This is a genomic window from Streptomyces sp. MK37H, assembly GCF_018035285.1.
Lineage (GTDB): Bacteria > Actinomycetota > Actinomycetes > Streptomycetales > Streptomycetaceae > Streptomyces > Streptomyces endocoffeicus.
In genome coordinates, this window is the sequence record NZ_JAAAYH010000177.1 from 1 (window position 1) to 17,133 (window position 17,133).

17 protein-coding genes and 1 pseudogene are annotated in these 17,133 nt (G+C 71.9%); 11 read left to right on the top strand and 7 right to left on the bottom strand.

Annotated elements, in window-relative coordinates; all coding sequences use genetic code 11:
* Together GWI24_RS23605 and GWI24_RS23610 are read right to left on the bottom strand one after the other, a co-directional pair.
* Nucleotides 1–192 (bottom strand): annotated as a pseudogene (locus tag GWI24_RS23605) (hypothetical protein); the annotation flags it as partial.
* A gap of 261 nt (nt 193–453) precedes the next feature.
* A complete protein-coding gene (locus GWI24_RS23610; protein ID WP_210947913.1) occupies nt 454–1,431 on the bottom strand; it encodes a D-2-hydroxyacid dehydrogenase family protein in 978 nt (325 codons plus the stop codon).
* Nucleotides 1,432–1,737: 306 nt separating this feature from the next.
* Between GWI24_RS23610 and GWI24_RS23615 the strand changes: the two genes are divergently transcribed.
* Nucleotides 1,738–2,517, top strand: coding sequence for a prephenate dehydrogenase (locus GWI24_RS23615; protein WP_210947914.1), 780 nt, complete (start codon nt 1,738–1,740; stop codon nt 2,515–2,517).
* An 8-nt stretch (nt 2,518–2,525) separates the two neighbouring features.
* On the opposite strand, the gene GWI24_RS23620 is transcribed toward GWI24_RS23615, so the two are convergent.
* Nucleotides 2,526–3,218, bottom strand: coding sequence for a response regulator (locus tag GWI24_RS23620; protein ID WP_137976266.1), 693 nt, complete (start codon nt 3,216–3,218; stop codon nt 2,526–2,528).
* The gene (locus GWI24_RS23625) at nt 3,215–4,900 is read right to left on the bottom strand and encodes a sensor histidine kinase (RefSeq protein ID WP_210947915.1); all 1,686 of its coding nucleotides are present in this window, start codon (nt 4,898–4,900) and stop codon (nt 3,215–3,217) included. The genes GWI24_RS23620 and GWI24_RS23625 overlap by 4 nt, the downstream gene beginning before the upstream one ends.
* 240 nt (nt 4,901–5,140) lie before the next feature.
* On the opposite strand from GWI24_RS23625, the gene GWI24_RS23630 reads away from it, so the two are divergent.
* The 3 genes from GWI24_RS23630 to GWI24_RS23640 all read left to right on the top strand — a co-directional run bounded on the left by GWI24_RS23630 (nt 5,141) and on the right by GWI24_RS23640 (nt 7,934).
* The gene (locus tag GWI24_RS23630) at nt 5,141–5,953 is read left to right on the top strand and encodes an ABC transporter ATP-binding protein (protein ID WP_210947916.1); all 813 of its coding nucleotides are present in this window, start codon (nt 5,141–5,143) and stop codon (nt 5,951–5,953) included.
* Nucleotides 5,946–6,821 (top strand): ABC transporter permease, encoded by an 876-nt coding sequence (locus GWI24_RS23635; protein WP_210947917.1) that lies wholly within the window; start codon nt 5,946–5,948, stop codon nt 6,819–6,821. The genes GWI24_RS23630 and GWI24_RS23635 overlap by 8 nt, the downstream gene beginning before the upstream one ends.
* 81 nt (nt 6,822–6,902) lie before the next feature.
* Nucleotides 6,903–7,934: an ABC transporter substrate-binding protein gene (locus tag GWI24_RS23640; protein ID WP_210947918.1), complete on the top strand. Its 1,032-nt coding sequence runs from the start codon at nt 6,903–6,905 to the stop codon at nt 7,932–7,934.
* Between the two features lie 367 nt (nt 7,935–8,301).
* On the opposite strand, the gene GWI24_RS23645 is transcribed toward GWI24_RS23640, so the two are convergent.
* Nucleotides 8,302–9,411: a galactosyldiacylglycerol synthase gene (locus GWI24_RS23645; protein WP_210947919.1), complete on the bottom strand. Its 1,110-nt coding sequence runs from the start codon at nt 9,409–9,411 to the stop codon at nt 8,302–8,304.
* Nucleotides 9,412–9,546: 135 nt separating this feature from the next.
* On the opposite strand from GWI24_RS23645, the gene GWI24_RS23650 reads away from it, so the two are divergent.
* The 3 genes from GWI24_RS23650 to GWI24_RS23660 are packed head-to-tail and all read left to right on the top strand — an operon-like array spanning nt 9,547 to nt 12,047.
* Nucleotides 9,547–10,365 (top strand): SDR family oxidoreductase, encoded by an 819-nt coding sequence (locus tag GWI24_RS23650; protein WP_210947920.1) that lies wholly within the window; start codon nt 9,547–9,549, stop codon nt 10,363–10,365.
* 6 nt (nt 10,366–10,371) lie between these two features.
* The gene (locus GWI24_RS23655) at nt 10,372–11,325 is read left to right on the top strand and encodes a DMT family transporter (RefSeq protein ID WP_210947921.1); all 954 of its coding nucleotides are present in this window, start codon (nt 10,372–10,374) and stop codon (nt 11,323–11,325) included.
* Nucleotides 11,322–12,047 carry a polysaccharide deacetylase family protein gene (locus GWI24_RS23660; protein ID WP_210947922.1) on the top strand — a complete coding sequence of 242 codons (726 nt, stop codon included), beginning with the start codon at nt 11,322–11,324 and terminating at the stop codon, nt 12,045–12,047. The genes GWI24_RS23655 and GWI24_RS23660 overlap by 4 nt, the downstream gene beginning before the upstream one ends.
* Nucleotides 12,048–12,056: 9 nt before the next feature.
* Here the strand turns inward: GWI24_RS23660 and GWI24_RS23665 are convergent, their stop codons facing one another.
* On the bottom strand, nt 12,057–13,529 hold the full coding sequence (locus GWI24_RS23665) for a lyase family protein (RefSeq protein ID WP_210947923.1): 1,473 nt from the start codon (nt 13,527–13,529) through the stop codon (nt 12,057–12,059).
* 73 nt (nt 13,530–13,602) lie between these two features.
* On the opposite strand from GWI24_RS23665, the gene GWI24_RS23670 reads away from it, so the two are divergent.
* Nucleotides 13,603–13,743: a hypothetical protein gene (locus GWI24_RS23670; protein ID WP_210947924.1), complete on the top strand. Its 141-nt coding sequence runs from the start codon at nt 13,603–13,605 to the stop codon at nt 13,741–13,743.
* A gap of 30 nt (nt 13,744–13,773) precedes the next feature.
* Here the strand turns inward: GWI24_RS23670 and GWI24_RS23675 are convergent, their stop codons facing one another.
* A complete protein-coding gene (locus tag GWI24_RS23675; protein ID WP_210947925.1) occupies nt 13,774–14,724 on the bottom strand; it encodes a sensor histidine kinase in 951 nt (316 codons plus the stop codon).
* Between the two features lie 152 nt (nt 14,725–14,876).
* Here GWI24_RS23675 and GWI24_RS23680 point away from each other — a divergent pair, with 152 nt between their 5' ends.
* The 3 genes from GWI24_RS23680 to GWI24_RS23690 all read left to right on the top strand — a co-directional run.
* Nucleotides 14,877–15,758: an alpha/beta fold hydrolase gene (locus GWI24_RS23680; RefSeq protein WP_210947926.1), complete on the top strand. Its 882-nt coding sequence runs from the start codon at nt 14,877–14,879 to the stop codon at nt 15,756–15,758.
* A gap of 221 nt (nt 15,759–15,979) precedes the next feature.
* Nucleotides 15,980–16,303: a hypothetical protein gene (locus GWI24_RS23685; protein ID WP_086881829.1), complete on the top strand. Its 324-nt coding sequence runs from the start codon at nt 15,980–15,982 to the stop codon at nt 16,301–16,303.
* A gap of 52 nt (nt 16,304–16,355) precedes the next feature.
* On the top strand, nt 16,356–17,133 hold a 778-nt coding region (locus GWI24_RS23690), incomplete at its 3' end, for an SAM-dependent methyltransferase (RefSeq protein ID WP_210947927.1).

Here is a 17,133-nt window from a genome sequence, read left to right on the forward strand (position 1 = left end):
TCCGGACGAGCCGGCCGACTCCTCGCCGCAGCCGGCGAGCAGGCCGACCCCGGCCGCCGCGGCCACCGAGAGCATGCCGCGCCGGGTCGGTGGCGGGGTCCCCGACCCTCCGCCGCCATCGCCGTGCCGTAGGGCGTCCTGCCCGGCCGATGCCCCGTCGGTCGTCGGCTTTCCGGATGTGCTGTGAGCCACGTTCCCTCCGTCCGCGGTGCCGGGTCGGTGGACCGGGCACCGGTCTGTTGTGCGGGCCGATGGGTTGTCCGTGCCAGGCAGCCTGTCCGGTATGACGAAGGCGAAACGGAATAGTGTCCACCGGGCGGAGGGCATGCGTCGCTTTCAGCCCGGGCAGGCGAACGGTGGTTGGGTACGGGACGTTCGAACAAGGTCGGCCAGGGCGCCGGCCGACTCCAACGCGTTCTGGAATACGCCCCCTTGGCGCTCCTCGGGGTCGAGTCAGCCGGCCGGTTCGGGCGGGCTCAGACGACGGATCGGCGCGCCTTGCAGATAGGCGCTGATGTCCTCCACCACATCGCCGTAAAACCGCTCGTAGTTGCCCCGGGTGACATAGCCCAGATGCGGGGTGGCCAGCAGATTGGGCAGCGTACGGAACGGATCGCCCGGCGGCAGCGGCTCCCGCTCGAATACATCGACCCCCGCGCCCGCGATCCAGCCGTCCCGCAACGCCTGCGCGAGCGCCGCCTGGTCCACGATGGCGGCGCGGGAGGTGTTCACCAGGAGCGCCGTGGGACGCATCCGCCTCAGCTCCGGCGCGCCCAGCAGCCCCCGGGTGCGGTCGCTGAGCACCAGATGCACCGAGACGATGTCACCGGTCTCCAGCAGCTCCTCCTTGGAGTCTGCCGCCCGGACCCCCTCCGCCTCCGCGCGCCCGGCCGTCAGGTTCTCGCTCCAGGCGGCCACCTCCATGCCGAAGGCCCGGCCGATCCGCGCCACCTGGGTGCCGATCCTGCCAAGACCCAGCAACCCCAGACGGCGGCCGTGCAGATCGGTGCCGACGGTGCTCTGCCACGGTCCGCCGTCCCGCAGCGCCGTGCTCTCCGGCACCAGATGGCGCGCGAGCCCCAGGATCAGCGCCCAGGTGAGCTCGGCGGTCGGTTGCGAGCCGCTGCCCGTGCCGCACACGGTGACGCCGTGGCGGGCGGCGGCCTCCAGGTCCACCGACGCATTGCGCATCCCCGTGGTGACCAGCAGCTTCAGCCGTGGCAGCCGGGGATACAGCGACGCGGGGAAGGGAGTGCGCTCCCGCATGATGACCACGATCTCGCAGTCCCCGATCGCCTCGGCCACCGCGTCCTCACCGGCGATGTGCTCATGGACCGGCACCACGTCCACCGCGTCGAGCACCCCCGACCAGTCGGCCGCCGACAGCGCCACGTCCTGATAGTCGTCGAGCACGGCGCAGCGCAACTTCATGGGATTACCTCGACTACCTCGGTTTCCTCGGACAGGTACGGTGTTTCTACCACCCATGTGATGGCACCCCGGAAACGGGGGTCTGACACGTCGTCACCGCGTTTGCGGCGCCACCCTTCCGGATGACATCCGCCGCGCGGGCGTGGTGCCACAGAGGTGTTTTTTCACCGAAAGTTGGCCTCTCATGGGGTGCTGAGACACGTGTGGTTGTTTTGCGTAGTGGCACACCGGGCACCGCACACCACTGACAGCAGGCATAATCGCTGCTGCGATGGGCGCAGACGCCCAGAAAGGGGACGAAGTGAAGTGAACGCTTTGAGCGCGGACAGCAGTGTCGGTTCGACCATCGAGGTGCTGGAGGCCGAACTCCCTCAGCTGCAGAAGCAACAGGAGGCACTCAAGGGTGATTTGGAGGCCGTCACCAAGCGGCTGGAGGCGGTCAGCACCGCCCTGAGCAGCCTTCAGACGCTCTCCACCTCCGCGGTGCCCGAGCAGGGCGGCAACGGAGCCCCGGTGGCGGTGGCGGAGCCCGTGGCCCAGCCGGCCGCGGAACCGGCCACCGAGGCCACGGCCGAGGCCACCGCGCCGGAGTCCGCCGAGGACACGGCCACCACCGGCCGTACCTCCGCCGCCACCCGCAAGGCGGCCATCGGCCGTCAGCGCAGTGGCGGCAAGGCGGGCAAGGCGCCGGCCACCGGACGGGGAACCAAGGCGGCGGCCAAGAAGACCGCCGCCAAGAAGACCGCCGCGAAGGCCGCGGCGAAGGCTCCCAAGTCCGCCAAGGCCACGGTGAAGGCCACGGCCAAGACCGCCAAGAGCACCAAGGCCGCGGAGAAGCCGGCGGAGAAGGCCACCAAGGACACGGCCACCACCTCCGAGCGCTCCACCGGGCTCGCCGACAGCGTGCTGACCGCGCTGCGCAAGGCCGGCCGCCCCATGCGGGCCTCCGAGGTCAACGAGGCCCTGGGCCGCGACGAGTCCCGCACCAATGTGAACTCGGTGCGCAACACCCTCGAGCGGCTGCGCTCCTCGGACCGGGCCCAGCGCTCCGGCCGTGGCCTGTACGAGGCCACGGCCACCAGCTGAGGGTGCCGTCAGTTCACCGCCACCCATGTGTAGCGGTGTTCGGGACGGCCGGTGTCCCCGTACTTGAGCGTGAGGCTGATACGGCCCGCATGCTCGAGGTACTTCAGATAGCGCTGGGCCGTGGAGCGGCTGATGCCGGTGCGCTCCGCCACTTCATGGGCAGAGAGCGGGTGGTCGGCCTGGTCCAGGACCCGGCGTATGAGGTCGACGGTGGGCGCGGAGTGGCCCTTGGGGAGGGCGGGACCGGAGGTGTCGGCGGCCGCGAAGGCGCCGAAGATCCGGTCCACCCTCTCCTGGCCGGTCTCGCCGCGCCCGCCGACGCCCTCGAGGGTGCGGCGCAGTCCCGCGTAGCCGTCCAGCTTGGCCCGCAGCCCGGCGAAGCTGAACGGCTTGACCAAGTACTGGAGTGCGCCATGGCGCATGGCGGCCTGCACGGTGGCCACATCACACGCCGCCGTCACCATGATGACGTCGGCGTGGTGGCCGAGCTGGCGCATCCGGCGCACCAGCGTCAGCCCGGTCTCGTCCGGCAGGTAGTGGTCGAGCAGGACGAGGTCGACCGGGGTGCGTTCGAGGGTCGCGAGGGCCTGGGCGGCGGTATGGGCACGGGCGGTGACCCGGTAGCCGGGCACCTGGGCCACATACGCAGCGTTGATCTCGGCGACGTGGAAGTCGTCGTCCACGACAAGAACGTCGATCATCGTGACTCTCCTGCTGCGGTGAACTCATGAGTGGGTGTGTCGTCCCCGGTGAGGGCCTCGGGCAGGACGACGGTGAACACCGCCCCGCCACCGGCCCGGGCGGTGACCCGGGCCATGCCTCCGTATCGCTCGGCCAGCCGCCGTACCAGGGCCAGTCCGATGCCCCGGCCGCGCGGCGACACCGCGGCGGACCCCTCGTGGGCATCGGGACCGTCCGGGGAGCCGGGAGGGGCGGGCCGTTTGGTGGACCAGCCCTCGGTGAAGATCTGTTCGCGCATCCCCGGCGGCACCCCCGGACCGGTGTCGCTCACCCGCAGCACGGCGGTGGTGCCCTCGGCCCTCAGCTCGACCTCGATGAACGGGGCGGGTGAGGGGTGTGCCGCCACCGCGTCCAGCGCGTTGTCGATGAGGTTGCCGAGCACGGTCACCAGATCGCGCGGATCGACCACCCGCCCCGGCAGCAGCGTCGCGGGGGAGATGCGCAGGACGGCCCCGCGCTCGGCCACGATCGCCGACTTGCCGACCAGCAGCGCCGACAGCATCGGATCGTGCACCCGTTCGGAGATCTGCTCGGCCGAGGCGCGCCGGGCGTTGGTCAGCTCGGCCACGAACTGCGCCGCCCGCTCGTGCAGTCCGAGCTCCAGCAGCCCCAGCAGGGTGTGCAGCCGGTTGGCGTGTTCGTGGTCCTGGGCGCGCAGCGCGTCCAGCAGCCCGCGGGTGCTGTCCAGCTCGCGCCCCAGCAACTCCAGCTCGGTGCGGTCGCGCAGCGTCGCCACCGCTCCGCCGTCCTTGGTCGGCATGCGGTTGGCCACCAGCACCCGGCCGCCGCTGACGGTCAGCAGATCCGCCCCGTCCACCCGCCCTGCCAGCACATCGGTGGTACGGCCCGGGGGCAGTGACTCCTCCAGGGTGCGTCCGGTGGCGTCCGGGTGGATCCCCAGCAACCGTCCGGCCTCGTCGTTGACCAGGCGGATCCGGCCCTGCCGGTCGAAGGCCACCACCCCTTCGCGGATGCCGTGCAGCATCGCCTCCCGCTCGTCGAGCAGCGCCGAGATGTCCGCGAACGCCACACCGTGGGTACGGCGGCGCAGTCGGCGCGAGACGGCGATCGCCGCGAGGACACCCACCGCGAGCGCCGCCCCGGCGTACAGCAGCAGCCGGGGCACCGCCGCCAGCAGCTGGTCGCGCACACTGCCGTAGCCGATGCCCACCGACACCGCCCCGATGATCCGGCCGTCCCTGGCCCGCAGCGGCACCTTGGCGCGGGCCGAGCGGCCGAGCGTCCCCACGTCGATCTGCAGGACCTCCCGGCCGGAGAGCGCCTCGCGCGGATCGGTGGAGACGTGTTCGCCGATCCGGGCGGTGGTGGTGTGCGACCAGCGCACCCCCCGGGAGTCCATCACCACGATGTACAGCGCCCCGGTGGACCGGCGGATCCGCTCCGCCGCCCGCTGCACCGGACCCGACGGGCTGGGCTTCGTGGCGGCCAGGTCCCGGGCGATGTCCGGATCGGCCGCGGTGGTCTGGGCGATGGCGAGCGCCTGGTGCATCGCCTGGTTGTCGATCTCGGAGCTGAGCGGGGCCAGGAACAGCGCGGTCGCCAGCACCATCACCCCGGCGGTGATGGACAGCTGCGCGGCGAGTACCTGACCGGAGACACGCCGGGGCCATCGGATACGCATGATGGGCCCCCTGTCTCCCGTCTCGAGGTCCCGTGTGGTCCCGTACGCGAGCGGTAGTGCTTCGTCCGTTTACGGTGCTGTGAAGGCACCGTAAAGGCGCCCGGGGCGTATGCCCAGTCTCCGTAGCGTTTTCGTTGCGCGGGCGCGAGCAAAACGAGCAGAACGCGGTTTGTGAGCGCAAGGGCGCGTTGTGCTCACAAGACTGCCGCTGTGGCGCGGGTCACTCCTACCCTCCCGGCCATGAGCAGCCACACCAGCCCCGCCATCGAGCTGCGGGGAACGAGCAAGGCGTTCCGGACACCGTCCGGGGCCCTCCACACCGCGGTCAGGGATCTGGACCTGACCGTCGGACACGGTGAGTTCGTCGCCGTCGTCGGGCCCACCGGCTGCGGCAAGTCCACGACACTGACGCTGGTCAGCGGGTTGGAGGAGCCCACCGAGGGCGATGTGCTGGTGGCCGGTGAGCCGGTCCGCGGCATCGCCTCCAACGTGGGCTTCGTCTTCCAGCAGGACGCGGTGTTCCCCTGGCGCAGCGTGCTGTCGAACGTGATGGCCGGTCCGCGCTTCCGCGGTGTGCCCAAGGCGGAGGCGAAGGAGCGGGCCCGTGAGTGGCTGGCCCGGGTCGGCCTCTCCTCCTTCGAGGACCGCTATCCGCACCAGCTCTCGGGTGGCCAGCGCAAGCGCGTGGCGCTCGCCTCCACGTTCGTCAACGACCCCGAGATCCTGCTCATGGACGAGCCGTTCTCGGCGCTCGACGTACAGACCCGCGCGCTGATGTCGGACGAACTCCTGGAGCTGTGGGCGGGGACCGGCGCGTGCGTCGTCTTCGTCACCCACGACCTGGAGGAGTCCATCGCCCTGGCCGACAAGGTCGTGGTGATGACGGCCGGACCGGCCACCGTCAAGGAGGTCTTCGAGATCGATCTGCCCCGGCCCCGCAAGGTGGAGTCGGTGCGGCTGGAGGCGCGGTTCGTGGAGATCTACCGGGAGATCTGGTCCTCGCTCGGCGAAGAGGTCCGCATCACCCGTGAGAGGGGTGCCGTCGATGCCTGAGACCATCTCCGCCACGGCCGTCCCCGCCGTCGGCAAGACACCCGGTACGGAGCGCTCCAGGGCCCGGGCACGCGCCGCGCGCAACCGCGCCATCCTCGTCCAGAGCACCCGCGCCCTGGTGCTCCTCGGTGTCATCGGGCTGTGGGAGTGGCTGGCCCGCGCCTCCGTCATCGACCCCTTCAACTTCTCGATGCCCTCGAAGATCTGGGAGCAGCTCAAGCAGTGGGCGCTGCACGGCACCGCGCAGGGCTCGCTGTGGGAGCAGATCTGGTACACGCTCTACGAGGCGCTCCTGGGCTGGGGCATCGGCGTCGTGGCCGGTGTGGTCCTGGGGATCGCGTTCGGCCGGATCGCCTTCCTCGCCGATGTGCTCGGCCCGTACATCAAGGTGCTCAACGCGCTGCCGCGCATCGTGCTCGCGCCCATCTTCCTCATCTGGTTCGGCCTCGGTCCGGCCTCGAAGGTGGCCTCGGCCGTCGTCCTGGTCTTCTTCCCCGTCTTCTTCAACGCCTTCCAGGGCGCCCGGGAGGTCGACCGCAATCTGGTGGCCAACTCCCGGATCCTCGGCGCGAGCAACCGCCAGGTCACCCTCCAGGTGGTGATCCCCTCCGCCACCTCATGGATCTTCACCAGCCTCCATGTCAGCTTCGGCTTCGCCCTCATCGGCGCCATCGTCGGCGAGTACATCGGCGCCACCAAGGGGCTCGGCCTGCTGGTGTCCTCCTCGCAGGGCACCTTCAACGCCGCCGGTGTGTACGCCGCCATGGTGATCCTCGCCGTGGTGGCCCTGCTCGCCGAGGGGCTGCTGACCTTCCTGGAGAAGCGGCTCTTCCGCTGGAAGCCCGCCCAGCCCGGCGAGGACCGCTGAGCCCCGCCTCCTTCGTCCCGGCTCCCGCCGAGCCCCGCTTTCCTCCTCCCCGCTCATCACCGCTCACAAGGACGTGACCTCATGCGCAGCAGTGCCAAGTTCTCCGCGGCCGCCGTCGCCGCGGCGCTCGCTCTCACCACCCTCACCGCCTGCGGCGGCGACTCCAGCGCCTCCGGCGGCGAGGACGGCAAGGTCAAGATCATGGTGGGTGGCCTGGACAAGGTCATCTACATGCCCGCGATGCTCACCCAGCGCCTCGGCTACTTCAAGGCGGAGGGCCTCAAGGTCCAGCTGCTCACCGAGCCCGCCGGGGTCCAGGCCACCACCTCGCTGGTCGCGGGCGATGTCCAGGGCGTCGTCGGCTTCTACGACCACACCCTCGATCTGCAGGTCAAGGGCAAGCAGGTGGAGTCCGTCGTCCAGCTCGCCCAGGCCCCCGGTGAGGTCGAGGTGGTCTCCAACAAGGCGGCGGGAGAGCTGAAGTCGCCCAAGGACTTCAAGGGCAAGAAGCTCGGTGTCACCGGTCTGGGCTCCTCCACGGACTTCCTGACCAAGTACCTCGCGGTCGACAGCGGCGTGAAGACCAGCGAGTTCACCCCGGTGGCGGTCGGCGCCGGCCAGACCTTCATCTCGGCCCTCAAGCAGGGCTCCATCCAGGGCGGTATGACCACCGATCCGACGGTCGCCCAGATCGTGGAGCAGAAGATCGGCAAGGTCCTGATCGACATGCGCACACCGGAGGGCTCCAAGCAGGCGCTCGGCGGCCTGTACCCGTCCTCCTCGCTCTACATGAACGCCGACTGGGTGAACGGCCACAAGGACACGGTGCAGAAGCTGGCCAACGCCTTCGTGAAGACACTCAAGTGGATGTCCACCCACTCGGCCGAGGACATCGCCGCCAAGATGCCGAGCGACTACGCGCAGGGCGGCGCCAAGCTCTACGCGGAGGCCATCAAGAGCACCCTGCCGATGTTCACCAAGGACGGGGTGATGCCCGCGGACGGCCCGGCGACCGTCGAGCGCGTCCTCAAGGCGTTCAACCCCAATCTGAAGAACGCCACGGTGGATCTGAAGAAGACCTACACCACCGAGTTCGTCAAGAAGGCGGGCTAGGCCCGGGGCCGGTTGCGCGGATTGACAGTCCCGCGCCCGTGGCGGACGGGTGTTTTCTCGCTGGTTCACGAAGACGTGCCGGGTGGCCGGGCGGAAGGCCGTGCGGCGTCACTCCGCATCCCTTCCGAGGAGGAACACCGCATGACCCGACACGGAAGCAGACGCGTCACCGCGCTGCCGGCCTGTACCGCGGCCCTCACCGGTGCCGCCCTCAGCACCGGTGGGGCGGCGGCCCCGGCGAAGGCGCCGACGGCGACCACCTGCACCGACCCCAAGACCGGCGTCCGCATGCCACCACTCGCCGTCGGCCGGTCGGCACGGGCGGCATCGCGTGCGCGGAAATTCACCTCGCGGCCGTCCGGGCGACTCACCTCGCGGCCGTCCGGGCGACCGCGTCGGTCAGCCGGACGGCGGCGTCGTCGGCGAACAGCCCGCGGCCCGCCGCGATACGGCGCTCGCGCCACGCGGAGGGTTCGGTGAGCGCATCGAGCAGCCGCACCAGCTCCCACGAGTCCCGCGCGTGGTCCGAGAGCCCCAGCGCGGCCATCCGCCCGACACCCTCGCGGCCATGGCCCGGGATGGGGCGGTAGCCGATCACGGGCACCCCGGTGGCCAGCGCCTCCAGCGCGGTCTGACCGGCCGCGTTGTCCACCACGGCCCGTACGGCGGCCAGCAGACCCGGCATGTCCGGCTCCCAGCCGAGGGCCGCCACCTCCGGGCGGCGCGACAGCTCGGCGCGCAGCCGTTCGTCCCGGCCGCACAGCACTACCGGCAGATACCCCGCCCCGGACACCAGCCGCGCGGTGTCCGCCACCCGTGTGCCCGCGCCCCACGCCCCCACGGACAGCAGCACCGGCGGCCTCCCGGGCGCGAGCGCGCCCAAGTGCCGCCGCCACCGCGCCGCCCCCCGCGCCGGGCCGAAGAAGCGCGACGCAACCACCGGCCCGGTGGCGTGCGACGGGCGGCCCAGCGCCCGGCGCACGGTGCCCGCGGCGTCCGGGGTGACACACAGATGCAGATCGTTGCCCGGGTGGAGCCACTGGCGGTGCACCGCGAAATCGGTCACCACGACCGCGCTGGGCACCCCGAGGGCCCCGCGCGCCCGCAGCCTGCCGGTCAGCTGCGCGGCCAGATGGAACACCGGGACGACGACATCCGGCCGCTCCCGCTCCACCAGCGCCAGCAGCCGGTCCTCGGCGAGCGCGGCCAGCGGGGCGCTGCCCGGCCGGGGGCCCCTGCCGGGACGGAAGAACGCCCGGTAGATGCCCTCGTACAGCACCGGGGCGCGGCGGATGGTCGTCCGATAGAACGAGCGCAGCCCCGCCCCGATCCGGTGCGGCAGCAACTCCAGCACATCCACCCGGCCGGCCCCCTGACCCCGGTCCTCCAGCCTGCGGACCAGCTCGGCGGCGACCGCGTCATGTCCGGCTCCCATCCCGGCGCTGACAACGAGAAAGCGTGCCGACAGCGGGTGCATGACCACCTCCGATGGTGCGAGGCGCGGCTCCTCATGGCTCACTGGAGGTATCCGCTCCGCATGCCGTCAAACCGCGCGCTCGACGGCCGGTGACCCAGGACCAGCGGCCGGTCGGCGGCGAGACAGGGAGATGCCATGATCCGCCCCCTCCCGGACACTCCCCTGGATCGCGGCCAGGTGCGGGACACCGGGCATCCGGCAGACACCGGGACGAGGGTCGCGCTGGTGACCGGCGCCTCCTCGGGCATCGGGGCCGCCATCGCCGACCGGATCGCGGCCGAGGGCGGATGGCGGCTGCTGGTCAGCGGCCGCCACCGGGAACGGCTCGACCGCGTGGCCGCCAGGACATCGGCCCTCGCCCTCCCCGTCGACCTGGCCGCGCCGGAGGGACCCGAGGCGCTCTTCAGGGACGCCCTCCGGGCCGCCGGACGGGTGGATCTGCTGGTCGCGGGGGCGGGCGTGGGCTGGGCGGGCCCCTTCGCCACCATGCCGCCCGCCGCCATCGACCAGGTGGTGCGCGTGGATCTGCTCGCCGCGATGCGCCTGGTCCGCATGGTCGTCCCCCGGATGGAGGCCGAGCGGCGCGGACACATCGTGTTGATCGGTTCGGTGGCCGGGACCGTCGGGGTGCGCGGCGAGGCGGTGTACTCCGCGGCCAAGGCAGCGCTCGGCGTCTTCGCCGACGCCCTGCGCCATGAGCTGAGCCGGGCCGGTGTGCGCGTCACCCATGTGGTCCCCGGTGTGGTGGACACCCCGTTCTTCGCCAGGCGCGGCGCCCCGTACACCCGTCGGCTGCCGCGCCCGCTGCCGCCCGAGCGGATCGCCGACGCGGTCTGGGACGCGGTCGAGCGCGGGCGGGACGAGGTGTACGTACCGGCCTGGATGCGGCTGCCGGCGGTGGTCCGGGCCCTGGCCCCCCGGCTGTACCACCGGTTGGCCACACGCTTCGGGTGACCTCCGGTGAACGCCCTGACCGTCGTACTGGCCCTGCTGTCCGCCCTGGGCAACGGCGCGGCCTCGGTACTGCAGCGGCGGGCCGCGATGGACCAGGTCCGGGAGGAGCGGGGCGACGGCGGGCCGACGCGGAACCTGCTGCGGCTGGTGCGGCTGCTGCGCCGTCCGTTCTGGCTGGCCGGTCTCGCCGCGATGATGGTGTCGGCGCTGGCGCAGGTGGGCGCGCTGGCGGTCGGGCGGCTCTCGGTGGTCCAGCCGCTGCTGGTCAGCGAGCTGCTGTTCACCCTGGTGGTCGGCAGTCTGGTGTTCCGCCACCGCCCGGACGGCCGGACTTGGCTGTCGTTCCTGATGCTCGCCGCCGGGCTCGCGCTCTTCCTGGTGGCGGCCGACCCCTCCAGCGGCTCGCCCACGGAGCTGGGCGGCCGCTGGCTGCCCGTGGGCGTGGTGGTGGCCATCGCCGTGGGCGCCCTGATCGCGGTGGCACGGGTGTTGCGCGGGGCCGCGCGCGCCGTCGCCCTCGGCAGCGCCACCGCCGCCTGTTTCGCCTGCACGGCGGCGCTGATCAAGGAGCTGACCGGGCGGTTCGCCGGTGGGGTGGTGGCGGTGCTCACCGACTGGCCGCTGTACGCGGTGTGCGCCGTGGGACTGCTGAGCTTCCTGCTGCTGCAGAGCACCCTGCGCGCGGGCACCCTGGCCGCCTCGCAGCCCGCGCTCACCCTCGGCGACGCCCTGGTCAGCATCGCGCTGGGCTGGGTGCTGTTCGGCGAGCGCATCGAGCTGTGGCTGCGCATCGTGCCCGAAGTGGCCGGGATCCTGCTGATGGCGGCCGGCATCGTGGGCCTGACCCGCTCGCCCGCCATGTGCGGCGGCTGGGACCAGGCCGTCCCCGAGCCGCCGCGGAACGCCGGGACACCGCTCCCGGGAGGGCGGAGCGGCCCCGGCGGCGAGGGAGCACCATGAGCGTCCGCCACCGCTCCGGTGTCCTGGTGCGCAATGCCGCGCTGCTCGCGGCGGCCGCGCACATCGCGCCCGCCGGTACCTGGCTGCCCGGGGCCCGGCGCGCCCTGTTCCCCGCCCTGGCGGGCCGCGGGCGGCGCGACCATGTGGCCCTCACCTTCGACGACGGACCCGATCCACGCACCACCCCGCGCTTCCTCCAGGTGCTCGACGAGCTCGGTGTCCGCGCCACCTTCTTCGTCCTGGGGGACGGCGTGACGCGCTTCCCGCACACCACGCTGGAGATCGTCCGCCGGGGCCATGAGCTCGCCGTCCACGGCTGGACCCACAGCCGCCCCTGGCTGCCCACGGTGTCCCGGGACGCCCACGAGGTGGCCCGGGCCGCCCGTGCGATCCGGCTGGCCACCGGCGCGGTGCCGCGGTGGTACCGGCCGCCGTACGGCATCCTCACCGGCGGCCGCTGGCTGGCGGCGGCCCGGGCCGGGCTCACCCCGGTCCTCTGGTCGGCCTGGGGGCGCGACTGGACCGAGGACGCCACCCCGGGGTCGGTGGCCGCCGCAGTACGGCGCGATCTGCGCGGCGGGGCCACCGTTCTGCTGCACGACACCGACCGCGCCGCGGCCACGGGCTGCTGGCGCGCCACGCTGGCCGCGCTGCCCGTGGTGGTGGCGGAGTGCCGGGCCACGGGTCTGGAGCTGGGGCCGCTGGCCGAGCACGGGATATGACACAGGCTCTCAGCCGTCGCGCAGGCGGGCCATCTTCCGGGGGTCCACGATCCGGTCGAAGTCCTCGGCGCCGATGTGGCCGCTGGCGATGGCCGCCTCGCGCAGGGTCGTTCCCTCGGCGGCGGCCTTACGGGCGATCTCGGCGGCCTTGTCGTGGCCGATCCGCGGGGACAGCGCGGTGACCAGCATCAGCGAGCGGGCCAGATACTCGTCGATCCGCTCGCGGTTCAGCTCGATGCCCTCGACGCAGTACGCGCGCAGCTTCTCGCAGGCATCGGCGAGGATGCGCGCGGAGTGCAGGAAGTCGCTGATGACCAGCGGCCGTGCCGCGTTGAGCTGGAAGTTCCCCCGGGTGCCCGCTTGCGCCACGGCGGCGTCGTCGGAGAGCACCTGGGTGCACACCATCATCATGGCCTCACACTGCGTCGGGTTGACCTTGCCCGGCATGCTGGAGCTGCCGGGCTCGTTCGCGGGCAGCGTCAGCTCCCCGATCCCGCCGTGCGGGCCGGAGGCGAGCCAGCGGATATCGTCGGCGATCTTCATCAGGGGGACGGCGAGGCCCCGTAGCCCGGCGGAGGCGGCCACCATGGCGTCCACACCGCTCTGCGCCGCGAAGGAGTTGGACGCCACCTTGAACGGATGGCCGGTGGCCGCGGCGATTTCCCGCGCCACCGCCGGGCCGAAGCCCTCGGGGGCGCCCAGACCGGTGCCGACCGCCGTGCCACCGATGGCGAGCTGGTACAGATCCGGCAGCGTGGCCCGCAGCCGCTCCAGCGCGTCGGAGAGCTGGGCGGCATGGCCGGACCACTCCTGCCCCACGGAGAGGGGGACCGCGTCCCGCAGATGGGTGCGGCCGGTCTTGACGATCTCGTACCAGGCGCGGGACTTGGCGGCGATGGCCTCCTGGAGCAGGCTGACCTGCGGCAGCAGCGGGTCGTGCAGGACGCGCACCGCGGCGATGTGCATGGCCGTGGGGAACGTGTCGTTGGAGGACTGGCCCAGATTGACGTGGTCGTTGGGGTGCACCGGCTCCTTGCTGCCCACGACGCCGCCGACCAGCTGGATCGCCCGATTGCTGATGACCTCGTTGACGTTCATATTGGTCTGGGTGCCGGAGCCGGCCTGCCACACATACAGCGGGAAGTGGTCGTCCAGCGCGCCGGAGACCACCTCGTCGGCCACATGCGCGATCAGATCCGCCTGCCACCCGGCCAGCCGCCCCTCCCGGCCGTTGACCAGCGCGGCGGCCTTCTTCACATGGCCGTACGCGTGGTAGACCGCCTTGGGCATACGGTCGTCACCGATCGCGAAGTGGACCAGGGCCCGCTGGGTCTGGGCACCCCAGTACCGGTCGGCCGGGACCTCGACGGTCCCCAGCGCGTCCGTCTCCCGCCGGGTGCCGGTGGCGTCGATGCGGGTGGGCAGGTCCCGCCGCACCCTAGGGGTGCCCTGGGCGCCCCGGCGCCGGTGGGGCGTGTTCATCGCGTGCTCTCCCTGACGGATGGCAGCCCATCCATACGCACACTCCGCATCACGGCTGTTGCCCTCCCCGCCAGTGTCGCTCCGCCCCGCCCCGGCCGCATCCGGCCGGGGCGGCCGCGGCTCGGGTCGGCCCGGCCGTCGGGTGGGCGTCCTGCCCGCCTCCCTCGGCTACATCGCCTTCGCCGTCCTCACCGGGGCCATCACCGTCATCTGACCCCGGCCATCAGCCCAGCCGTCCGGGACGTCAGATCCGGGTGCGCAGCCGGATGAGGGTGCCGTCCGCGTCGGCCTGCATCTGCACCACGTCGCACAGCATGCGGACACCCCACAGCCCGAACCCGGGCTCGGTGTCGGCCGGTGGGGCGAAGCCCCACAGCGCGTCCGGGTACCAGTGGCCGGGCCCGGAGATCTCGCAGACCAGATCGCCGTCGTGGACCCAGGTGCCCAGCCGCGCAGGGGCACCGCCGTGGCGGATCGCGGTGGTGGACACCTCGCTCACGGCCGCGACCATATTGCGCAGCGCGTCATGGCCCATGCCGTGCCGGCTCGCCCGCTCGGCCACGAAGGTGCGCACGGCGTCCAGATCGGTCGAGACGATCGACACGGACTCGGCCGTGCGCGGGGCGGACGGCAGGGGGCGCCGGTCGCAGGTGGCGCTGAACGGACCGGGGTCGGTGTAGGCGTCGCTCTTCTCCGGCCCGTGGCCGTCGATGATCTCGGGGTGGGTCTGGCGCGCGTAGGCGAGGATCTCGGGGTGCAGCAGACGCCGGTCGTAACAGCAGATGGCGCGGGCGCCGGAGTGGGCGAAGGCCGCGTTGACGATCGACTCGTAGCGCGCCCACTCCACCACCTCGAGCGGGGTGCGGCCCTGCCACACCGGCTCGGCGATCACCCGGACCCGGCGCGGCTTCTCGGCCTTCACGAAGGAGTCATAGGCGGCGATGGTCTTGACCGGGTGCTGGTACCAGCTGAGCGCCTCCTCGAACTGCACCGCCTTGGCGTCCCGCCCGAGCGCGTCCCGCAGCGCGTCGATGTTGGAGGTGGCCGCGACGACGGCCACGGCGTCGTCCGCCTCCAGGCCTTCGCGGAGGAACGGGACGCAGATGTCGACCACTTCCTCCTCGTCGCGGTAGAGGAATCCGCGATGCATCATCGCATCGCGGGGGTCCGCGACGGGGCTGCTCGGGCTGGTCATCGGGCCTCCCTGGGGCTCGGCCGGCGAAAACACGCGGTGCGTCATCGAATTTCCGGACGGTATAGCGCAGTCTGCCACTTCTCCGGCCCGGCGCGCAGCCCGTTCCGGCCATACATGGACGGCATCCTGACGGTGCATTAGCATCCTCGGGCGTGACAGAGCTGAAGAACATCAACGCAAATGGACTTGATTTCGGGTATTTCGAAGCGGGCCCGGCCGACGCCCCATTGGCGCTCTGCTTGCACGGCTTCCCGGACTCCGCGCACTCCTGGCGTCATCTGCTTCCCGCGCTCGCGGACGCGGGCTACCACGCCGTGGCGCCCTTCATGAGGGGCTACGCACCCAGCGGCATACCCGCCGACGGCGCCTACCAGGCGGGTGCGATCGCCGCGGACGCCAACGCGCTCCACGAGGCGTTCGGCGGCGACGGCGACGCCGTGCTCATCGGCCACGACTGGGGCGCCATCGCCGCGTACGGCGCCACCGGCAGCGCCCCCGAGCGCTGGCGGCGCGCGGTCACGATGTCGGTGCCCCCGCTGGGCGGGGTGCTGGCCGACTTCTTCAACTATGACTACGGCCAGTTCAAGCGCTCCTTCTACATCTTCCTGTTCCAGACGCCGCTGGCCGAGGCCGGGGCGGCGGCGCACGACATGGCCCTGATCGACGGCCTGTGGCGCGACTGGTCGCCCGGGTACAAGGACGCCGCCGAGGACATCGCGCACGTCAAGGAGAGCCTGCGGGACCCGGCCCACCTCGCCGCCGCGATCGGCTACTACCGGGCGTTGTTCGACCCGTCGCGCCATGTGGAGGCGTACGCGGCCGAGCAGGAGGCCGTCACCCGGACCGGAGAGGTCCCCATCCTCTATCTGCACGGCACCGACGACGGCTGCATCGGCGCCGATGTCGTCCAGGGGGCCGGGGACCACCTCCCCGCGGGCTCGCGGATGGAACTGGTCGACGGCACCGGGCACTTCCTCCACCTGGAGCGGCCCGAGCGGATCAACCGGGAGGTCCTGGCCTGGCTCGCCGGGTGACCGGGCGGCCCTGGGCCCACGCCATACCGCCATACGGCGTGTGACCAGGACCTCTTCCAACGCGGAACGCGATGCGGCCGCGGCGGTACCCCGACCGGGGCGGACCCGGTCGAGCCGCCGCGGCCGTCGCTTTACCGCCGGTATACCGCCGCTGATCCGCCCTCTTCCATGCTGGGCGCATCGCTACAGCCGCCCGGTAGGGACGCGTCTGGAGAGGGCCTGTGAACGTCGACCAGCAGCATCAGCCTCATGTCGAGGACGAACCCCTCTACGCCTGGAGCACCTTTCAGCTCTGCGGCGGGGTGGAGGGGTCCGGCCCGAGCGGCACCTGCCGGGCCGAACGCACCGCCCGTGCCTGTCTCGAAGCGGCACTCCAGGCCACCGCGGCCCACTCCGGCGCGTACTCCTGGGGCCAGCTCAGCCGGGTGTCCGCGGATGTCGACCTGCCCTTCCACCTGTGGGCGCGGGATCCGGTCGCCTGGGCCGAACCGGGGCCGAGGAAGACGGTCACGTGGCGTCCGGGCGCGGCTCCGCACCCGCAGTGATCCGGAACCGTCGGCGGTGAGGCGAGGCAGTGCTAGTGGTAAGGGAATCACGATGAAGAGCAGCGGACCCGGCATCGGGCTCAGGACGAGGGAGTGGCGGCCGGCCGACCACGGACGTCTTGCGGTCAGCGAGGCGAACCCGGCCAGGGTCTACAACTATCTCGTCGGCGGCAAGGACAATTACCTCGCCGATTACGAGCAGGCTCAGCGATTTCTCGGTGTCGCACCGGAAGTCCGCGACACCGCGCTCTCCAATCGGAGATTTCTGCACCGGGCCGTCCGTCATCTCGCCGCCAATGGAATCAGCCAATTCCTGGATATCGGCGCGGGATTGCCGGCGACCCCGAATGTGCATGAAATCGCCCAGGCCGTGAATCCCCGCGCCCGGGTGGTCTACGCCGACAACGACCCCATCGTGGCGAGCCACGGCCAGGCCCGGCTCTCCGTCTCCGGCACCACGATGGTCAAGGCCGACATCCGCTCGCCCGAGGACCTCCTGGGCCATGAGGAGCTGCGGCGGCTGCTCGACCCCGCACAGCCTGTCGCGATCCTGCTGACGCTCGTCCTCGACTACATCGAGGACCTGGCGAACCCCGTCGGCATCGTCCGCCGGCTCATGGACTGGGCCGCGCCGGGCAGCTGTCTGGTCCTCTCCCACGCCACCGGTGACTTCACCCTCGACACCGACCGGGACTGGGAGGTCATCAGCTTCGAGGGCCCGGTGTCCATGGTCGCCCGCGACCATGCCGGGATCATGGAGTTCTTCTCCGGGCTCGACCTGCTCGCCCCGGGCCTGGTGCAACTTCCCTCCTGGCGCCCCGGCATCGGCG